The 18,361-nt window shown below is 28.4% G+C and carries 22 protein-coding genes; all 22 read right to left on the minus strand.

The window, feature by feature from the left end; all coding sequences use genetic code 11:
• Nucleotides 1–34: 34 nt before the first annotated feature.
• Nucleotides 35–553, minus strand: coding sequence for an adenine phosphoribosyltransferase (locus OXH55_RS07425; RefSeq protein ID WP_268049196.1), 519 nt, complete (start codon nt 551–553; stop codon nt 35–37).
• 18 nt (nt 554–571) lie between these two features.
• On the minus strand, nt 572–1,447 hold the full coding sequence (locus OXH55_RS07430; RefSeq protein ID WP_418921834.1) for a DHH family phosphoesterase: 876 nt from the start codon (nt 1,445–1,447) through the stop codon (nt 572–574).
• A gap of 214 nt (nt 1,448–1,661) precedes the next feature.
• Nucleotides 1,662–2,531 carry a protein translocase subunit SecF gene (gene secF, locus OXH55_RS07435; RefSeq protein WP_268049197.1) on the minus strand — a complete coding sequence of 290 codons (870 nt, stop codon included), beginning with the start codon at nt 2,529–2,531 and terminating at the stop codon, nt 1,662–1,664.
• 5 nt (nt 2,532–2,536) lie between these two features.
• Nucleotides 2,537–3,802 (minus strand): protein translocase subunit SecD, encoded by a 1,266-nt coding sequence (gene secD / locus OXH55_RS07440; protein ID WP_268049198.1) that lies wholly within the window; start codon nt 3,800–3,802, stop codon nt 2,537–2,539.
• Between the two features lie 91 nt (nt 3,803–3,893).
• Nucleotides 3,894–5,264, minus strand: coding sequence for a thioether cross-link-forming SCIFF peptide maturase (gene scfB / locus OXH55_RS07445; protein ID WP_268049199.1), 1,371 nt, complete (start codon nt 5,262–5,264; stop codon nt 3,894–3,896).
• A gap of 62 nt (nt 5,265–5,326) precedes the next feature.
• Nucleotides 5,327–5,464: a six-cysteine ranthipeptide SCIFF gene (gene scfA / locus OXH55_RS07450; RefSeq protein ID WP_268049200.1), complete on the minus strand. Its 138-nt coding sequence runs from the start codon at nt 5,462–5,464 to the stop codon at nt 5,327–5,329.
• 73 nt (nt 5,465–5,537) lie between these two features.
• On the minus strand, nt 5,538–5,906 hold the full coding sequence (locus OXH55_RS07455; protein ID WP_268049201.1) for a TIGR04086 family membrane protein: 369 nt from the start codon (nt 5,904–5,906) through the stop codon (nt 5,538–5,540).
• Between the two features lie 63 nt (nt 5,907–5,969).
• A complete protein-coding gene (gene yajC / locus OXH55_RS07460; protein ID WP_268049202.1) occupies nt 5,970–6,260 on the minus strand; it encodes a preprotein translocase subunit YajC in 291 nt (96 codons plus the stop codon).
• A gap of 86 nt (nt 6,261–6,346) precedes the next feature.
• Nucleotides 6,347–7,477 (minus strand): tRNA guanosine(34) transglycosylase Tgt, encoded by a 1,131-nt coding sequence (gene tgt, locus OXH55_RS07465; RefSeq protein ID WP_268049644.1) that lies wholly within the window; start codon nt 7,475–7,477, stop codon nt 6,347–6,349.
• 63 nt (nt 7,478–7,540) lie between these two features.
• A complete protein-coding gene (queA, locus tag OXH55_RS07470; protein WP_268049645.1) occupies nt 7,541–8,566 on the minus strand; it encodes a tRNA preQ1(34) S-adenosylmethionine ribosyltransferase-isomerase QueA in 1,026 nt (341 codons plus the stop codon).
• A 29-nt stretch (nt 8,567–8,595) separates the two neighbouring features.
• Nucleotides 8,596–9,594 (minus strand): Holliday junction branch migration DNA helicase RuvB, encoded by a 999-nt coding sequence (ruvB, locus tag OXH55_RS07475; RefSeq protein WP_268049203.1) that lies wholly within the window; start codon nt 9,592–9,594, stop codon nt 8,596–8,598.
• Nucleotides 9,595–9,606: 12 nt separating this feature from the next.
• A complete protein-coding gene (gene ruvA / locus OXH55_RS07480; protein ID WP_268049204.1) occupies nt 9,607–10,209 on the minus strand; it encodes a Holliday junction branch migration protein RuvA in 603 nt (200 codons plus the stop codon).
• Nucleotides 10,210–10,331: 122 nt separating this feature from the next.
• Nucleotides 10,332–10,973: a hypothetical protein gene (locus OXH55_RS07485; protein WP_268049205.1), complete on the minus strand. Its 642-nt coding sequence runs from the start codon at nt 10,971–10,973 to the stop codon at nt 10,332–10,334.
• 108 nt (nt 10,974–11,081) lie between these two features.
• Nucleotides 11,082–11,771, minus strand: a complete 690-nt coding sequence (locus OXH55_RS07490; protein ID WP_268049206.1) for a DUF421 domain-containing protein — start codon at nt 11,769–11,771, stop codon at nt 11,082–11,084.
• 82 nt (nt 11,772–11,853) lie between these two features.
• On the minus strand, nt 11,854–12,477 hold the full coding sequence (locus OXH55_RS07495) for a hypothetical protein (protein ID WP_268049207.1): 624 nt from the start codon (nt 12,475–12,477) through the stop codon (nt 11,854–11,856).
• A gap of 173 nt (nt 12,478–12,650) precedes the next feature.
• Nucleotides 12,651–13,391 carry a YebC/PmpR family DNA-binding transcriptional regulator gene (locus OXH55_RS07500; protein ID WP_268049208.1) on the minus strand — a complete coding sequence of 247 codons (741 nt, stop codon included), beginning with the start codon at nt 13,389–13,391 and terminating at the stop codon, nt 12,651–12,653.
• Nucleotides 13,392–13,520: 129 nt separating this feature from the next.
• Entirely contained in the window at nt 13,521–14,171 is a 651-nt protein-coding gene (locus tag OXH55_RS07505; RefSeq protein WP_268049209.1) for a YigZ family protein, read from the minus strand.
• A gap of 1 nt (nt 14,172) precedes the next feature.
• Nucleotides 14,173–14,826 carry a HEAT repeat domain-containing protein gene (locus tag OXH55_RS07510; protein WP_268049210.1) on the minus strand — a complete coding sequence of 218 codons (654 nt, stop codon included), beginning with the start codon at nt 14,824–14,826 and terminating at the stop codon, nt 14,173–14,175.
• 14 nt (nt 14,827–14,840) lie between these two features.
• Nucleotides 14,841–16,244 carry a MocR-like pyridoxine biosynthesis transcription factor PdxR gene (gene pdxR, locus OXH55_RS07515; protein WP_268049211.1) on the minus strand — a complete coding sequence of 468 codons (1,404 nt, stop codon included), beginning with the start codon at nt 16,242–16,244 and terminating at the stop codon, nt 14,841–14,843.
• Nucleotides 16,245–16,345: 101 nt separating this feature from the next.
• Nucleotides 16,346–17,242, minus strand: coding sequence for a nucleotidyltransferase domain-containing protein (locus OXH55_RS07520; protein WP_268049212.1), 897 nt, complete (start codon nt 17,240–17,242; stop codon nt 16,346–16,348).
• Nucleotides 17,243–17,319: 77 nt separating this feature from the next.
• Nucleotides 17,320–17,544: a hypothetical protein gene (locus OXH55_RS07525; protein WP_268049213.1), complete on the minus strand. Its 225-nt coding sequence runs from the start codon at nt 17,542–17,544 to the stop codon at nt 17,320–17,322.
• 141 nt (nt 17,545–17,685) lie between these two features.
• Entirely contained in the window at nt 17,686–18,270 is a 585-nt protein-coding gene (locus tag OXH55_RS07530) for a hypothetical protein (protein ID WP_268049214.1), read from the minus strand.
• Nucleotides 18,271–18,361: the final 91 nt, after the last annotated feature.

Below are 18,361 nucleotides of genomic sequence, written 5' to 3' on the forward strand. Positions count from 1 at the left end.
AAACTCCTTGCTATAATTTAGCAAGGAGTTTTTATTATAAATCATACTTAACTAATGACATAACGTCATAACCTTTTAGTTTATCTTTTCCATTTAATTCTGTTAACTCGATGATAAAATCAACACTCACTACTTCTCCACCTAGTTGTTCTACAAGTTTAACAACTGATTCAATAGTACCACCAGTCGCAAGCAAATCATCTACTATTGCAACTCTTTGCCCTGGTTTTATAGCATCTTTATGCATTTCAAGAGTATCTGTTCCATATTCCAAAGAATACTCTACACCCATTGTATCACTTGGTAATTTTCCTTTTTTTCTAACTGGAACGAATCCTGCATCTATAGCATAAGCTACTGGCGCACCAAAAAGAAAACCTCTAGCTTCTGGTCCAACAACAATGTCTATATTCTTATCTTTTAAATAGTCTGCAATTTTATCTACTGAATATTTAAAGGCTTTAGCATCTTTTAAAACAGTTGTTACATCTTTAAAGCTTATACCTTCCTTTGGAAATCCTTCAATTACTCTAATGTTTTCTTTTAAATCCACTTGTATTCCCCCTATTATTTATAAATTTATTTTTTCGGCATCATATTGAATTGTCTTATTTATGTACTTAGCAATTTGTTCTGCTCTTCCATTATCTAATGTAGTAAATAATTCTACTACAATTCGTGCATCATCCATTCTGCCTACTGCATTAATTTTAGGCATCACAATATTAGCCAACTTTCTTAAAGCTGAATAATTAATTTTAGTTATATTATTTATCTTCATTATGGCTTTAATACCATAATTATTAGTGTAAGTTAGATAATAAATTCCTTTTTCTATCATAAGTTCATTCTCACCAACTAAAGAAACATTGCTTGAAGCAATACCTATGGCTACCAAATCCAAGTATTTTTCAATGCATTGCACATGATAATGTTCAGCAATTGCACAAGCCAATTTAAACGCTACACCAACAGCATTTAATTCTTTAAAAGGATAGATACACCCTTCTTGTTTAGGGTTAATAACAATAGTTTCAGGTATTGTACTTTTAGGCTTTTGATAATCTGTTATAATTACATCAATTCCAAGTTTCTTACACAATTGAACTTCCTCAAAAGAATTTGTTCCACATCCAACTGTAATAATTAAACTAGCTCCTAGTAATTTAATATGATTTTCAATAGCTGCAGAATTAAAAATATTTTGCTCATTTATTCTGTCTGGTATATAATATTCCACGTCTGCATTTAAATATTTTAAAATTAATATAAGCAGTGAAACACTAGTTATTCCATCTACATTGTAAGAGCCATAAATAACTATTTTTTCTCTTTTATTAACTGCTCTAATAATTCTATCCAAGGCATCATTTATTCCCTTTAATAAATTCCAATTATTCATTTTTACTGAATTAAAAAAATTATGATAATAACAATACTTTCTCATATATAATCCCCCAAAGTTTATAGGAAGCAAGTAATATTATAAGTTAAATTCTTAATTATTACAAATATTTTTTTTATTATTTAGGATTATATTCGATAAAAACCCCTATCTTGTGGATATATATGTATATATATAAATATATTGTATTGCAGTACATAAAAAAAGCTGTCTCGTCATAGAAATTACTTTCTATTTTGAGACAACCCCTTAACCTTTATACTGTAGCTTTTTTCTTATATTTTTTTAGAACAACCCAAACTGGACTTGCTATAAATATTGAAGAATAAGCTCCTGATACTATACCAACTATAAGAGGGAAAGTAAACTCTCTAACAGATGGTACCAATACATAAACTGCTATAATTGTAAACAACGTAGTTACAACTGTGTTTATCGATCTTGTTAAAGTTTGAGTTATACTTATATTAGTAAGTTCTTTTATGTCTCTTCCTCTCATCTTTCTACTATTTTCTCTTATTCTATCAAAAATAACAATTGTATCATTTATAGAATATCCTAAAATAGTAAGCATAGCTGCTATGAACGGTGAATTTACCGGAATCTGGAAAACAGCATATACACTTAAAGTAATTAATATATCATGTACCAAAGCTGCGATGGCAGCAATTCCAAATTTAAATTCAAATCTAATTCCTATATATATAAGCATAGCAATAGTTGCTATTAAAAAAGCTTTAACTGCTTTATCTTTTAATTCTTTACCTATTGATGGTCCAACTTTACTTTGGGATAATAAAGCTTTATCCTCTAACTTATATGTATCTTTTATTTCCTTAAAAGCTTTACTTACAGTTTCACTTGTCAAAGTATTGCTTTTTATTTCTAATTGAGTTTCATTCGCTATATTTGTAGTAGCGTTAACATCATATTTTTTTATTATCTTATCAACTTCTTCTTTTTTCTTTTGATTAAAGTCTTTACCCATTTCTATAGTAACTAAGGTTCCTCCCCTAAAATCTATACCATAGTTCAAACCCTTAGTTCCTAAAAATCCCATTCCTATAATAATTATAGTTAAAGATAAAGCAAACCATATCTTTGTTTTTTCTATGATCTTTAGCACTATATTTACCCCCTTTTAACACCAAAATGAGTAGAACTATTAAGTAATCCCATTTCGATACCTAGTTTAAGTAATAATTTTGTAACTGTAAGGGCTGTAAATATACTTAATACTATACCAATCATAAGTGTAAGTGCAAATCCCTTTACTGCACCTGAACCTAAAGAATATAGTACTATAGCAGCAATAACAGTAGTTATATTAGAATCAAGTATAGATGAAAGAGCTCTGTTAAATCCAGCTTCTGTTGCTGCCTTTACACTTTTCCCTAGCTTAAATTCTTCCTTAATTCTTTCAAATATAAGTACATTAGCATCAACTGCCATACCAACTGTAAGTAAGAATCCAGCTATACCTGATAATGTTAATGTTACATTAGCAGCTGCGAAAGTAGCTAAAACTATTATTACATAGAAAACTAAAGCAATACTCGCCATAATTCCTGGTCCTCTATAATAAATAAGCATAAATAGTAATACTAATCCTATTCCTATAGCACCAGCTTTCATACTTAATGGAAGTGCATTTTGCCCTAAAGTTGCACCTACCGTTTTAAACTCAACCGCTTCAAGAGTAACAGGAAGTGCTCCTGATTTTATAATATTAGCTTGGCGTTTTGCTTCTTCTAAGCTTTTACTTCCTGATATAGTCGCCTTACCATTTGATATTATATCCTTAACATGTGGTTTAGTTAAGCTTTCACCGTCCATATAAATTCCTATTTGTTGTCCAAGGAATTTTGCTGTTGCTTCTGCAAATTTCTTTGCGCCTTCTGGATTAAGGTCTAATCCTACTATAGGCTGACCCATTTGATCCATATAAGCAGTAGCATCTTTAACATCTTTACCTGTTAAAATCACTTTATCATCAGGGCCTTTAAATTCTAGTTTACCTGTTTTACCTATATTTTGCAAAACCTTCTTAGCATCAAACTCACCTGGTATTTCAATTCTTATTCTATTTTTTCCTTCTCTAGAAACAGTAGTTTCCTTTGCACCATTTGGATTTACTCTCATAGATAACATTTCTATTGTTCTATCAATGGTAGCATTGTCTACTTCTTCACCTTTTATCTCTTCTAAGACAGAAATACCACCTTGTAAATCAAGCCCTTTATTTATAACCTGACTAAATGGTTTAACCTTATATCCCGCAATATTCTTAAATCCAAAAGCACTAGAATAAGCTAATAACCCTATTGCTAATACTATAACGAGGAATGTTATAGTGCTTTTAATCTTTTTGGATTTATTTGCCTTTGAGTTTCTCATTTTTATCCCCCTTTGTCACATATTTATAGGCACAATTATACTTTATTATAGTCTTTTTAATTTTACTAGTCAATATTAGGTAATTATATGACTATTCTTCCATTTTTTTAGCTTTTAAAGCAATAGCACATTCTATTCTCTTCTTCTGCATTTCACATCCTACCTTATATGGAATATGTATGTCATCATTAAAATTATAATTATTAGCTTGACATCCTCCACTACAGTAAAATCTTGCCCAACATTTTTTACATGTCGGTTTATTGTAAATATGAGCACACTTGAATTTTTTAGCAATATTCCAATTTATTTTATCATCCTCATCATATATTGTTCCCATTTTAAAATCTTCATTACCTACAAATTGATGGCATGGATAGATATCTCCATCTGGTGTTACAGCAATATACTCATGCCCAGCACCACATCCTGATATTCTCTTATAAACACAAGGTCCTCCTTGAAGATCTATGTTAAAGTGATAAAACTTAAATTCGTTTCCTTCTTTTTGTCTTTTAAGCATATCTTTATATAACATATCATAATTTTCGAAAATAGTTGGTAAATCCTGTTCTCTTAAAGATAACGGATGTTCATCAGGTAAAACTACAGGTTCAACAGATATTTCTTTAAATCCTAAATCAGCTAAATGCTCAACATCCTTATAAAAGTCTAAATTCTCTCTAGTGAAAGTTCCTCTAACATAATATAGTTTGGACTTGTCTCTTTTTTCCACCATTTTGTATATTTTAGGCAGTATTGAATCATAAGTTCCACTATTATCTACTCTAATTCTTACATTATCATTTACTTCTTTTCTTCCATCTATGCTCAATACTATATTTCCCATTTCTTCATCCATATATTCCATAATTTCATCAGTTAGTAATGTAGCATTGGTAGTCATAGTAAATCTAATAACTTTATTGTGTATCTTTTCTTGTTCCCTAGCATAAGCTATTATTTCTTTTATTTCTTTCATAGCTAAAAGTGGTTCTCCACCAAATAAATCTACTTCAATATTTCTTCTTGGACCACTATGCTCTATAACATAATCTATTGCTTTTTTAGCAACTTCTGGTGACATAACCTTTCTTGCACCATGGTATTTTCCCTCATCAGCAAAACAATATTTACATCTTAAGTTACAGTCATGAGTTATATTTAAACATAAAGCTTTTATGTAATTTGGAGACTCTTGACTTTTTATTGCAATATCCTCATACAAATCTTGTGAGTATAGATACCCTTCTTTTACAAGTTCTTTTATCTCATTATATACTTCCTCAATTTCTTCTTTAGTATACTTATCCTTATATTCTTCAAGAAGTTCTTCTTTTGTTCTTAATTTTTCTTCATCTAGCAAATCATAAACTATTTCATCTATAATGTGAACTGCTCCCGTATTAACATCTAGTACAAAATATTCTCCTTCTTGAATAAATTTATGCATTAATTCCAATTTTATTTCCTCCTTAAATAAACATAAAGCAGTAACATAATGTTACTGCTCATACTTTAGTATTAGTTTTCACAAGCTAAATTTGCAACTGTGCAAGATGTCTTACATGCAGATTGGCAAGAGTTAGCACATTCTTTGCATCCTGGTTTATTTAAACTATTTTTTATATTTGGCTTGTTTATAGTTTTAATATGCTTCATCGTAATTCCTCCATTCCCAATATAAAATCACCCTGTAAATTATATCATATATTTTACTTTAAATAAAGTAATTTTATATATTTATTCCTAACATTCCAGATAGTGTTCCTACAGCAAGAGCCAAAATTATTCTTAGTATAGAAAAACTTGATAATGCTAATCCTCTTCCATTAAGTACCGATACTAAATAGATAACTATCATATATAACATTCCTACAATTAATCCAATTAACCATCCTCTTCTGTTAATTTTTCTTACTGCATATATAGCTCCATACATGACACCAAGTGCAGTTATTACAACTTTATATATAGAATCAAATTTTGCATTAGTATCTACAAAGGATGTTATTATAGCATATACAAGTAACAATATTAAAGTTAGAAAAAAGCTTCTAACTACACCTTCTCCAATTCGGATAACATCACTATTATTTTCCATAAAAACACCTCCTATCTAATAATACCTATGTAGATTGAAGGTGTTTTATTACTTTTTAACTTGTTATTTTTTTTCTTCTATAACACTTGTAACTGCAGCTATCCCATTTTTTTTGAGTTTAAATTTCACTTTATCAGGACCTGACTCAATTATAATAAAATCATCTTTGATTTTTGTAATTTTGCCTACAATTCCACCTCTAGTCATAACTTCATCATTTATTCTTAATCCCTCTATCATAGCATTATACTGTTTTTTTCTCTTTTTTTCAGGGATTGAGATAAATATGTAAAACAACGCCATAACAAATATAAATGGCAATACTAAGGCAATAATACTTCCCTGCTGCGGCATACTTCCCCCTCCTTCCAACTCATTACATATTTTGTTAGCTTTTAGTTTGTATTTTTTACAGTATACTAATTTTTCCCTTTGAAGCTCTACGCTCTTCCTCCCCATTCTTCAAGTTTTTGGGCTTTAAAATCTGCAAAATAATCTCCGTCAATTGCATCTCTAATGTCTTCCATTAACTTATTATAGAAATATAAGTTGTGAAGTACACATAATCTCATAGCAAGCATTTCTTTTGCTTTAAAAAGATGTCTTATGTAAGCTCTAGTATAGTGTTGACACGCTGGACAATCACATTCTTCATCAATAGGCTTATCATCTAATTCAAATTTTGCATTCATCAAGTTTATTTTACCATATTTAGTGAATACATGTCCATGTCTTCCATTTCTGGCAGGTAATACACAATCAAAAAAATCTACGCCTCTCTCTACTGCTTCTAAAATATTGCTAGGAAGACCAACTCCCATTAAATATCTTGGCTTATCAGCTGGAAGATAAGGTTCTACTGCGGAAATCGTTCTATACATTTCTTCATGAGTTTCTCCTACAGCAAGACCGCCTATTGCATATCCATCTAAATCCATTTTTGAAATTTCTTTCGCATGTTGTATTCTTATATCTTCATAAACTCCACCTTGATTTATTCCAAATAGCATTTGTTTCTTATTTATTGTATCTGGAAGAGAATTTAATCTATCCATTTCTTTCTTACATCTTTCAAGCCATCTTGTTGTTCTAGCAACAGAATTAATAACATATTCTCTTGGCGAAGGATTCGGTATACATTCATCAAAAGCCATAGCTATAGTAGACGCTAGATTGCTTTGTATTTGCATGCTTTCTTCTGGTCCCATAAATATTTTTCTTCCATCAATATGTGAATTGAAGTAAACCCCTTCTTCTTTTATTTTTCTCATTGCTGACAAAGAAAAAACTTGAAATCCACCCGAATCAGTAAGTATAGGTCTATCCCAATTCATGAATTTATGTAATCCACCTAATTTCTTTATAACCTTATCCCCTGGTCTCAAATGCAGATGATATGTATTAGATAATTCTACTTGACATCTTATTTCTTTTAAATCCATTGTTGATACAGCACCTTTAATGGCTGCTAAAGTTCCTACATTCATAAATACCGGAGTTTGTATTACTCCATGTGGAGTAACAAATTCTCCACGTCTTGCATTACCATTTTTTTTATGTAACTTAAACACTGTCTTTTCTCCTTTCATTTTAGTTTTGCCAAAGGCAAAACTCCCCTAACTCTCAATTATCAATTATTTTATAATCATTGCGTCTCCAAAACTAAAAAATCTATATTTTTCTTTTACAGCAATATCATAAGCATTCATCATAATATCATTACTTGCAAAAGCACTTACTAACATTAATAAAGTAGATTGTGGTAAATGGAAATTTGTAATTTGTATATCAACTACTTTAAATTTATATCCTGGATACATAAATATATCTGTCCATCCTGATTGTTCTCTTACTTTTCCATCATTGTCTCCAATAGTTTCTAAGGTTCTACATGATGTAGTCCCAACAGCAATTACTCTGCCGCCATTTTCTTTTGTTTCATTAATAATATCAGCAGTTTCCTTTGACATTGTATAATACTCTGAATGCATATGGTGTTCTTCAATATTTTCCACCTTTACAGGTCTGAAGGTTCCTAGTCCTACATGAAGAGTCACAAAACAAATTTTAATTCCCTTTTCTTTCATAGAATTCATAAGCTCTTCTGTAAAATGTAGTCCAGCAGTTGGCGCTGCAGCAGAACCTACTTCCTTAGAATAAACAGTTTGATATCTTTCTCTATCTTCTAATTTTTCTGTAATATATGGAGGTAGTGGCATTTGTCCTAACTTATCTAAGACTTCTTCAAATATACCCTTATATTCAAATTTAACAATTCTGCTTCCATCTTCTCCTATATCTTGAACTTCTGCCTTAAGTTCTCCTTCACCAAAACTAAATCTTGCTCCAATCTTAGCTCTCTTACCAGGTTTTACTAGAGTTTCCCATAAATCTCCTTCTATCCTCTTCAGCAATAAGAATTCCATTTTCCCACCAGTATTTTCTTTTTCTCCTATTAATCTAGCTGGTAAAACTCTTGTATTATTTAGTACTAAACAGTCTCCTGGATTAAGATAATCAATTACATTCTTAAATATTTTATGCTCTATTTCGCCAGTTTCTTTATCAACTACCATGAGTCTTGATTCATCCCTATTTTTCTTTGGATGCTGTGCAATTAATTCTTCTGGTAAATAGAAATCATATTCACTAACTTTCAATACGTCCACTCCTCTTACGTTAATCTTCACTACTTGCTTATTGGTCTTTTTAAATGTTTATAAGCTTTTTCTGTAGCCTTTCTTCCTCTTGGCATTCTTACTATAAATCCTTTTTGCAGAAGATAAGGCTCATATACATCTTGTATAGTGTCGAGTTCTTCTCCTATAAAATAGGATAACGTTTCAAGACCTACAGGTCCTCCTTTAAAGTTATCAATTATAGCTTCTAATATTTTATTATCTATTCTATCAAACCCTTCACTATCAATTTCTAAAAGTTGCAAAGCATTTTTTGCAGTATCTACATCAATTATTCCATTTCCTTTAACTTCACAATAGTCTCTAACTCTTTTTAAAATTCTATTTGCAATTCTTGGTGTACCTCTTGATCTTTTTGCTACTTCGTATGCAGCATCAGCTTTTATCTCTACTCCTAAAATCTGAGAAGATCTAATTACTATTTCCTTTAGTTCCTCTTCTTCATAAAATTGCATGGAACTTAATACTCCAAACCTATCACGAAGAGGTGAAGTCAAAAGCCCTACACGTGTTGTTGCACCTATCAATGTAAATTTAGGTAAATCTAATCTTATAGATTTAGCAGCTGCTCCTTTTCCTATAACTATATCTAATGCATTATCTTCCATAGCTGGGTATAATATTTCTTCTACAGCTCTATTTAGTCTGTGAATCTCATCTATAAATAATACATCAAAATCACTTAATCCTGTAAGTATAGCTGCTAGATCTCCAGCTCTCTCTATAGCTGGTCCTGAAGTAATTTTTAAATTACCTCCCATTTCTTTAGCAATTATATTGGCCAAAGTAGTTTTACCAAGACCTGGCGGCCCATATAAGAGTACATGATCTAATGATTCTCCTCTTTGCTTAGCCGCTTTTATAAAAATGCTTAACTTTTCCTTTACCTTCTGCTGTCCTATATATTCATCAAGGCTTTGAGGTCTTAATGAATATTCTATATCAGTATCTTCATTTTTATATGAAGCAGAAACTAATCTATCCTCCATATACTATACCCCTCAATTCATTAAATGTTTTAAACTATCTTTAATAATTACTTCTAAACTTTTGTTTATATCAACAAGTTTAAGCGCCTTTTCTGACTCTTTCTCTGAAAATCCAAGAGAAATAAGTGCCTCAAGTGCATCAGCATAATTTTTTTGCACTGACTCCGAAATCGCAATTAAATCTTTTTCATCCTTATTGCTTAGTTCATTTATATCCCCTAACTTATCTTTAAGTTCTAAAATAATTCTCTGAGCAATCTTTTTGCCTATTCCAGGTGCTTTTGTAAGTGTTGCATAATCACTAGATAAAATAGCAAATTTTAAATTATTTACATTACTTATAGAAAGTAATGACAAAGCAGCCTTACTTCCAACTCCATTAATTGTTAAAAGAAGATTAAACATTTCTCTTTCTTCCTCTGTTAGAAATCCATATAAACCAATGAAATCCTCTCTTACTATTTGCTGAATGAAAATCTTTACTTCTTCATTTATATTTGGCATTTTAGCCATAGTACTTCCTGAAGTATAAATTTTATGGCCTATATTATTATTTTCAACTATTATATAATCTTTATTTATCCCTATATAAGTCCCTTTAATATATTCGTACAAATTTTATACCCTCCAAAACTTCCTAATTATACAATCATATAATACTTTACCATTTTAACTTTAAATTATCAAGAAATCACAGAAGTTATAAAAGTTATTTATACAAAAAAATATGAAATGCTCTATTCTGGAATTTCATATTTTATATCAAAGTCTTTAATGCTGTCATTTAACTCTGTATTAGTTGCATATTGTATAGATTCATGTCCATTTATAATATTAGATATATCCTCAGCTCTTAAACTTTCTAAAAAAGTTCCAGTTCCTTGTCTATCTAATATATTTCCTTCACTGTCAAAAACACTACCATTTTTATCACTATGAGCTATTATAATTTCATTATTTTCAGTCATAAGAATATATGAATTAGGTTTATATTTTAATGTTCCTCTAATCATTTCAACTTTATTATCATTTATTTCTTTAACCACATATCCTGCTTTTTTATATATTTTTTCTAATTCTATACCTTTTTTGCCTACTATTCCTTCATCCTCTGCTTTTTTTCTTCTTTCTATCATATATTTACTTTCATTAGTACATTCCATTTCAAAAATTATTTCAGCATCTTTTGAAACTATCTTGTTTAAAATTTTCTTATCTCTTATTTTGCCTACACTAACATCTAAATTTAACTGTTGCTTTTTATCTTTAGTATCTTTTTTTATTTTACTTTCCTTATTTAATCCTATATTATATCCAATAATAAAGGTAAAAAACAATAAACCGGCAAACAAAATTGAAATTAATTTCTTTTTTTCCATAATATCACTCCTTTTGTTGATATTATGGTCAAGGTTCAACTTATTTATTCACCTAAAAGTTTAATTTATATATTTTTCTTTACATATTTTAAGCATAAAAGGTAAGATTTATTCTTTTGTATTTTTTAGGGAAACATATACATCTCCATCAGAGTCTAATCCTGCATAAAATACATCTTTTATATTTTCAATATGATAAGTATGTAATTTATTATTTAACCACTCTATATTTTTATGTTCAATTAATAAGTTCTTATTAATTACTTCGCCATCAATAATTAAATCTTTCATAAGAGTCTTATATTTTGTTTTTATATTTAAATTTTCAGGAGTTACTGGCTGATTTTCGGGTTTTAAAAGTACCGATAGTTTTCCATCATACTCACATAACGCAGTATCTACTTCAGATATATCGAATACATCTTTCTCACGTAATAGCATTAACAAATCATTTATAGATAATGGGATTTTGCATAAATTTCTATCAATAATTTTCCCATTTTTCACAACTAAAATAGGTTTATCATTTATAATTTTTCTAAACTTCACACTTTTTATATCAAAATAGTTTATTAGAATTGTCAATATAGTAAAAGTAATAAGAACAACCATTGAAGAATATTTAGGAGCATTGGAATCTACAACAAAAACTCTCGTTACTGATCCTAGTACTATTGCTATTATAAAATCGAAAAATGTAATTTGTGAAATTATCATTCTTCCCATTAATCTTGTTAATATTAAAAGTACTGCATATGCTATGATTGTTCTCAAAATAGAAAATAATACTATTTCCATTCTCTTTTCACCCTTTTAATCTTTTATTATATATACTTTTAGTATGCAATTAGTATATATGATTATTCTTTTGAATAAATAATTACAATGAATTCTCACTTATATAAATTTCAAATAGTGCTTTAAATGTAGTACATTCAACATATGATGATTTATAAATTGAATAAATATACTTAATCATTTCAAAATAGTCTAACGTTCTTTTATAATGATTTATATTTTTTTGTATTATCTTAATTAACTCCTCTAATTCTTGTATTTCATCAATATTCTCAATTATTTTTTTATAATTATTGGTATTCAAATCTTCAGATTTATATCTTAATATATCTTTGCAGTATATCATATTGCTAAATATATTTTCCTCTTTGATTTGTATTTTATAGAAAATTTTTTCACTTGGAATTTTAAGAGAAAACATATTATTATCTTCATTAATTAATATTATATATAACCCTTTATATTTTGCAGTATACATATTACTCTTTGTTTCTACGCTAAAATCTTTTTTGTAAAAATACTCAATAAACTCATTAATAAAATCTTGTTTTTTATTTTTAATTTTAGTATTAATTTCTTCTGTAACTTCGTTGTAAATAATACTAAAATTATAAAATTTATATTTTGCTATAGTTTTCAACTTCACTCTTAATAAATCATCTAACTCTTTTTTATCTTCTTTTTGCTTTAATTTATCAATATCCACATAAAACACTCCTAACTCAGAATATTTTAGTATCTCTTATTTAATTTCTAGTTTTTCTATTCAATACTTATTCATAAGTATAAAAAATAATCACTTTATATATATTTTTTTCAACATATAAAAAGTGATTATAACAATCAATCATAAATTTTTAAGATATAATGATTACATCTTTAACCTTCAAATTCCTCAGGAAACTCAGCATTTGTATAAACATCTTGAACATCATCGTCATCTTCAAGCATATCTATAAGCTTTTGAGTCTTTGGTGCAGTTTCCATATCAACAGATGTCATCATATCTGGTATCATAGTAATGTCTGCTTCTACAAATTCATAACCAGCTTTTTCAAGTTCTTCACGAACAGCTGAGAATTCTATTGGGTCAGTTACAATTTCAAATACCTCTTCTTCTGCATTGAAATCTTCAGCTCCAGCTTCTAATGCTACCATCATTAATTCATCTTCATCAACTTCTTCAGTTCTTTCTATTACTATTTGACCTTTTCTTTGGAACATATAAGAAACACATCCATTTGCTCCTAAATTTCCACCATACTTATCAAATAAATGTCTAGCGCTTGCAGCACTTCTATTTCTATTATCTGTAAGCGTTTTTACCATTACTGCAACTCCACCTGGTGCATATCCTTCATAAATTATTTCTTCATAGCTTATGCCTTCAAGTTCACCAGCCCCTTTTTTAATTGCTCTTTCTAACGTATCATTAGGCATGTTTGCAGCCTTTGCTTTTGCTATAACATCTCTTAGCTTAGCATTAGTATCTGGATTAGATCCACCATCTCTAGCTGCTAACATAAGCTCTCTACCTATTTTAGTGAATATTTTTCCTCTTTTAGCATCATTTTTACCTTTTTTAGCTTGTATATTATGCCACTTTGAATGTCCTGACATGAAAAACTTCCCCCTAACTACTCACATATATTATTTACAAACATACAATACGCTGCCATCATATGTATAATTTATTTTACAATCGCTTAATATTATAGCATATATTTTAAAATTTTTTCAAATTTTAGTTTACAACTCTTCTTCAAATAATCTATTTTCTAATTTGAAATAATATTTTTTATTACCCAATTTAAACTCACTTTTTCCTGAAGTTGCTTCAACTATCTTTGCTTTTACTTTTTCTACACTGTCTAGAGGAGACAATATTCTTAAACACACCTTATCTGTATATTCTACATCTTCTATGTGCCATTGATTTTGCCCGCATACATATTGAACTTTTCCTAACAAGTCATAATCTATTGTAATATGCATTTGTACTCCTTTCACCTTTTCTACAACTTCTGCTTTTTCTATAGCAATAGACGTTCCTTTAGAATAAGCTCTTGCTAAACCTCCTGTTCCAAGAAGTATTCCTCCAAAGTACCTTGTAACCACAATTGCTACATCAGTAATTCCTTTTCTCTTTATAACTTCCAGTGACGGAACTCCCCCTGTCCCTTGTGGTTCTCCATCATCACTATAACGTTGAATCCCCATATTCTCTCCAATAACATATGCGTATACATTGTGTCTCGCTTCTTTATGCTCATTTTTTATTTTATCAATAAATTTTCTAGCCTCTTCTTCACTATATACTCTTTTTGCATGTCCAATAAATACAGATTTTTTCTCCTCAAATTGGTCACTTGCTTCATTCTTTACTGTAAAATAACTCACTTCATTTCACCTCATTTAAAAAGTTTTCTGCTGCTTCCCTTAAATATTTCTTCTCAGCATTATTCTTTATATACTCTATTTTATTTGTTGCATTAATACTTTTAATCTTATCTAAAGCTTTTATTGCATACATAATTACCTGAGGATTTTCATCATCCAAAGCACGTATTAAGGCAATCTCACACTTATTGTTTTCTATTTTCCCCATAGCTGATACTGCCATTCTTCTTATATTTACAAATTTATGAACAGAAGCTTTCATTAATATATCTAAACCTTCTATTTCCTTTAGTTCACCTAAGATCCAAACAGCAGCTTCCTTATCTTTAGGGTACATATCTGCATAGTTCTTTCTGATAAATTCTATAAGCTTTCTTTTGTTTTCTTGATCAATGGAATTAAGCACTAATATTTTATCTTGTTTTCCTGCCTTTGATATAATCTCAAAAAATTCCCTAGAATTTTTACTTTTAGCTAAAAATCTATACTTTATCTTTCCTTCAATAATATGATTTTGAACTGTAATCCTATCAATCTTTCTTATCCTACATATACTCTCAATACTCTTACCTTCTACAAATAAAAAGTATGTGATTTCCTCTTCAGTATATTTTTCTATATCATTCCAGTCAAATCGAACAAGGCCCTTTTTCACATTTATCCACCCTTTTATTTAAGTAATTTATCTATTATTTTTATTCCTCTTTCAATTTTATCAATATCCGTTTGAGAAAATCCCAATCTGAAATATTTTTCACCATCAATACTATTCTTATAAAAAAGTACACCAGGTGTAATTATAACTTTTTCTTTTTTACATTTATTAAAAAGTTCTAAACAATTCATATTTATTTTATCACTTATTTTTAAATAAAAGTGTAGTCCACCTCCTGGACTATTAAACTCAACCTTATCGCCTAAAACATCTTTAATATTTTTTTTCATAAACTTATATCTATCTCTGTAGGCTTCACTTAAATTTTTCATATGACTTTTCCAATATCCCTCTTTAATATACATATCTAATGCCCTCTGCATAAGACTTGAAGTAGTTCTGTCTGTATTTATTTTAGAATTCTGTATACGTTCACTAAATTTATATGGTGGAATTAAATACCCCATTCTAATCCCTGGTAAAAATATCTTTGAAAAACTTTTTACATATATTACTCTATCATTTATATCTAAACTTTTAAAGCTTTCATATTTAATGTTGTCATCAAAAATTAACTCTGACAAATAATCGTCTTCAAGAATATAAAAATCATATTCTTCTGCTAAATTTAAAATTTCTCTTTTTTTCTCAATACTATATGTACTTCCTGTTGGATTTTGAAAATAACTCATAACATAAAAACAATTAATTTTGTTTTTCTTTAATATTTTTCTAAATGAAACTGTATCTACCCCATCCTTAAGCATATCCACTTCAAAAATATTTGCTCTTCTTCCTTTAAAAACATTTAATGCCCCACTATAAGTTGGCTTTTCTACTGCAATGTTGTCATTAACGTTTATTAATGATTTTGACACTATATCTATCCCCTGCTGCGCCCCAGAGACTATAACTATATTTTCACTATCTATTTTTTTCTCCCAAAAATGATTTTTTATACTTTCACGAAGCCCCTCATATCCTAAGGCATTTTGATAGGTAAATGCATCAGCACCATCCCTGTCTAAAACCTTATTTAATACATTCTTAAATGTATCAACAGGAAAAAACTCACTACACGTTGTCTCACCTGTAAAATCAATATAATCCTTTACAAGGCCTCCACTTACTTTTTTATAAATACTTGAATATTCTTTTAAAAAATTTCTATTTTCTTCTTTTCCTTTTGCATACGTTCCACTACCAATCTTTTGTACTGCATACCCCTTTTGCTGAAGCTGTTTATATGCATTCACTATAGTCACTGTATTAACCTCTAATAATTTAGCTAAAGCCCTTATAGAAGGTAATCTTTCACCTTCTCTTATTTTTTTTGCATTTATAAGTTTTTCAATATGTTTAGCTATCTGTAAGTATTTTGGTATTTCATCTTTAAATCCTAAAAAATATTTTTCCATATCCTCACCTTCTAATTATTCTTAAGTAATATATTTTTTTAAATTTCAAATAACAAATTTGGCATACAATTTCCAATATTTCAAAATTGTATGCCAAATATTTAAATAAAATACACCTTTTCCTTAAACAAGGTATTGTTAGAGTCGTCCTTATATTCTCTGCTTTCTTTTTTTATAATTTTCTTTTCCCATAATTTATTTAATATATTCTCAAAATCTATTTTGAAATTTTTAAAAAATTCATCTTTTTTCATATCTTCTGAACTTAAGAAGCAATCTTTTTTTGTCATATAATCTAATAATAATGTAGTATATTTTTTTAAATTTTGATTTATATTATCTTGGAAAAAATCTATTATTTCCTCAACATAATGCTCTAGATTATCCTTATTAAAAAATAATTTATCAACATACTCTTTTAAACTATCATTTAAATTCATTGCCATAGTAATAACATCTTTGCTTATCATATAACCTGATGAATTAACATAAAGCTTTGAAAAATCTTCAATACATTTAATTGTTTCACTATAAGCCATATGTATGTTCCCCATATTTAAATATTTTTTACAAATGCTCATACTTTTCAAGAGATTTCCAATATAAACCATATTCCATTTTTCTCGATCTACATCAGGATAATATCTCCCTATATCGTACCTTACTGTAATCTCTTCATCCTTTGAAAACACTAATCTCGAAGATACAAATACTCTGTGAATAAATCCTCCAACTATATCTTCTTTATGAAGATGCAGCAATCTTTCTTTACTCATTAATTTAATATGCACAGGAACATCTTTTTCCTCAGTATAAATATTTCTCATGCCATTAATATTATCTTTTGAAATAACGAATAAATCTATATCTGATTCTTCCCATAAATCTCCTGTAATTATGCTTCCAAATACCATTACTGCAAGAACAGAATCATTTTTTTTTAGTCGTTCTATTACAGAATTAAATGCATCTTGATATTTTTGAATAGTATTAAGCATTTAAAACCCCCCCCTGTTACTATTTTTATTATAATAATATTCGTTCCTAAATACAACTTTATATTAATATCACCCTATTAAACTATTATTTTTTTTATAAGTTTTTTTTCAAAAAAGCCACATTTATTGCACTTGAATATGTGAATACAATAATCATCATAATCTTTTATAGGATCATCTGCACTATAATCGTCAAAGTATTCTTGTTCTCTCCCCTTATCTACCATATTTCCATTGCATTTACCGCAGTTAAGCTTTATTTTACGTATTTCATTACAAACAGGACATATTTTTTTCTCCATACTAAACACCTCAGATATTAATAAAATTCTAAAATTATTATTATCTTTATTATATAAAAATACACGTATATACTTTAGGTAAATAAGCTAAATAACAAAAATTGTAATTTATATGGTTATTTCTTCATATAAATTACAATTTTACTTCTTACACATTTTTTTCAAATCACATTTATATATATCTAGTAGAATATCTATTTCTTTTTCTAATACTTCAAATACATCTTCTGATTTAGCATTTATATCATATATTAGATCTAATGTATCCTTAATTTCAGAACTCTTGCTAAATGTAATTACATATAAATTCTGAGCTGATATAGCAAATCTCTCTGATGAAAGAGCCAAATTACTAAATGTTGTCAATAATGGCTCAATATCATTTTTAAAAAAGGTTCTTTTAGCAGGATTTAATTTTAATTTACTAAGTTCTTCTCTTATTATATTTATATCTACTAGCTTTTGTCTTATACAGGTAAGTTCATCATTTAGGCAATCTAAAATAGCATCTTCATTCTTAGTTTCCTGATCTTCTTTTAATTTTTCCTTTGTCTCTTTAGACTGATTATCTTTTTTAATTTTCACCTCTAAATCGTGAATTCTACTTTCTTCTTTTGTTTTTTTCTTAACTTCTTTAGTTTTTTTTCTTTTTTTCGTTTTAGTATTATCTTCAGTGTTATTTATGTTATCTACATTTCTTAAATTTTCTTTTTTTTTCTCATCCATATTTGCTCCTATTGTTTAAATAGTTTTCAATAAGGAAGCATATAACTTATATAATTTCCCCTTATATAAAATTATATAAGCTTTTCATAAA

Source organism: Clostridium ganghwense (assembly GCF_026735165.1).
Lineage (GTDB): Bacteria > Bacillota > Clostridia > Clostridiales > Clostridiaceae > Clostridium_H > Clostridium_H ganghwense.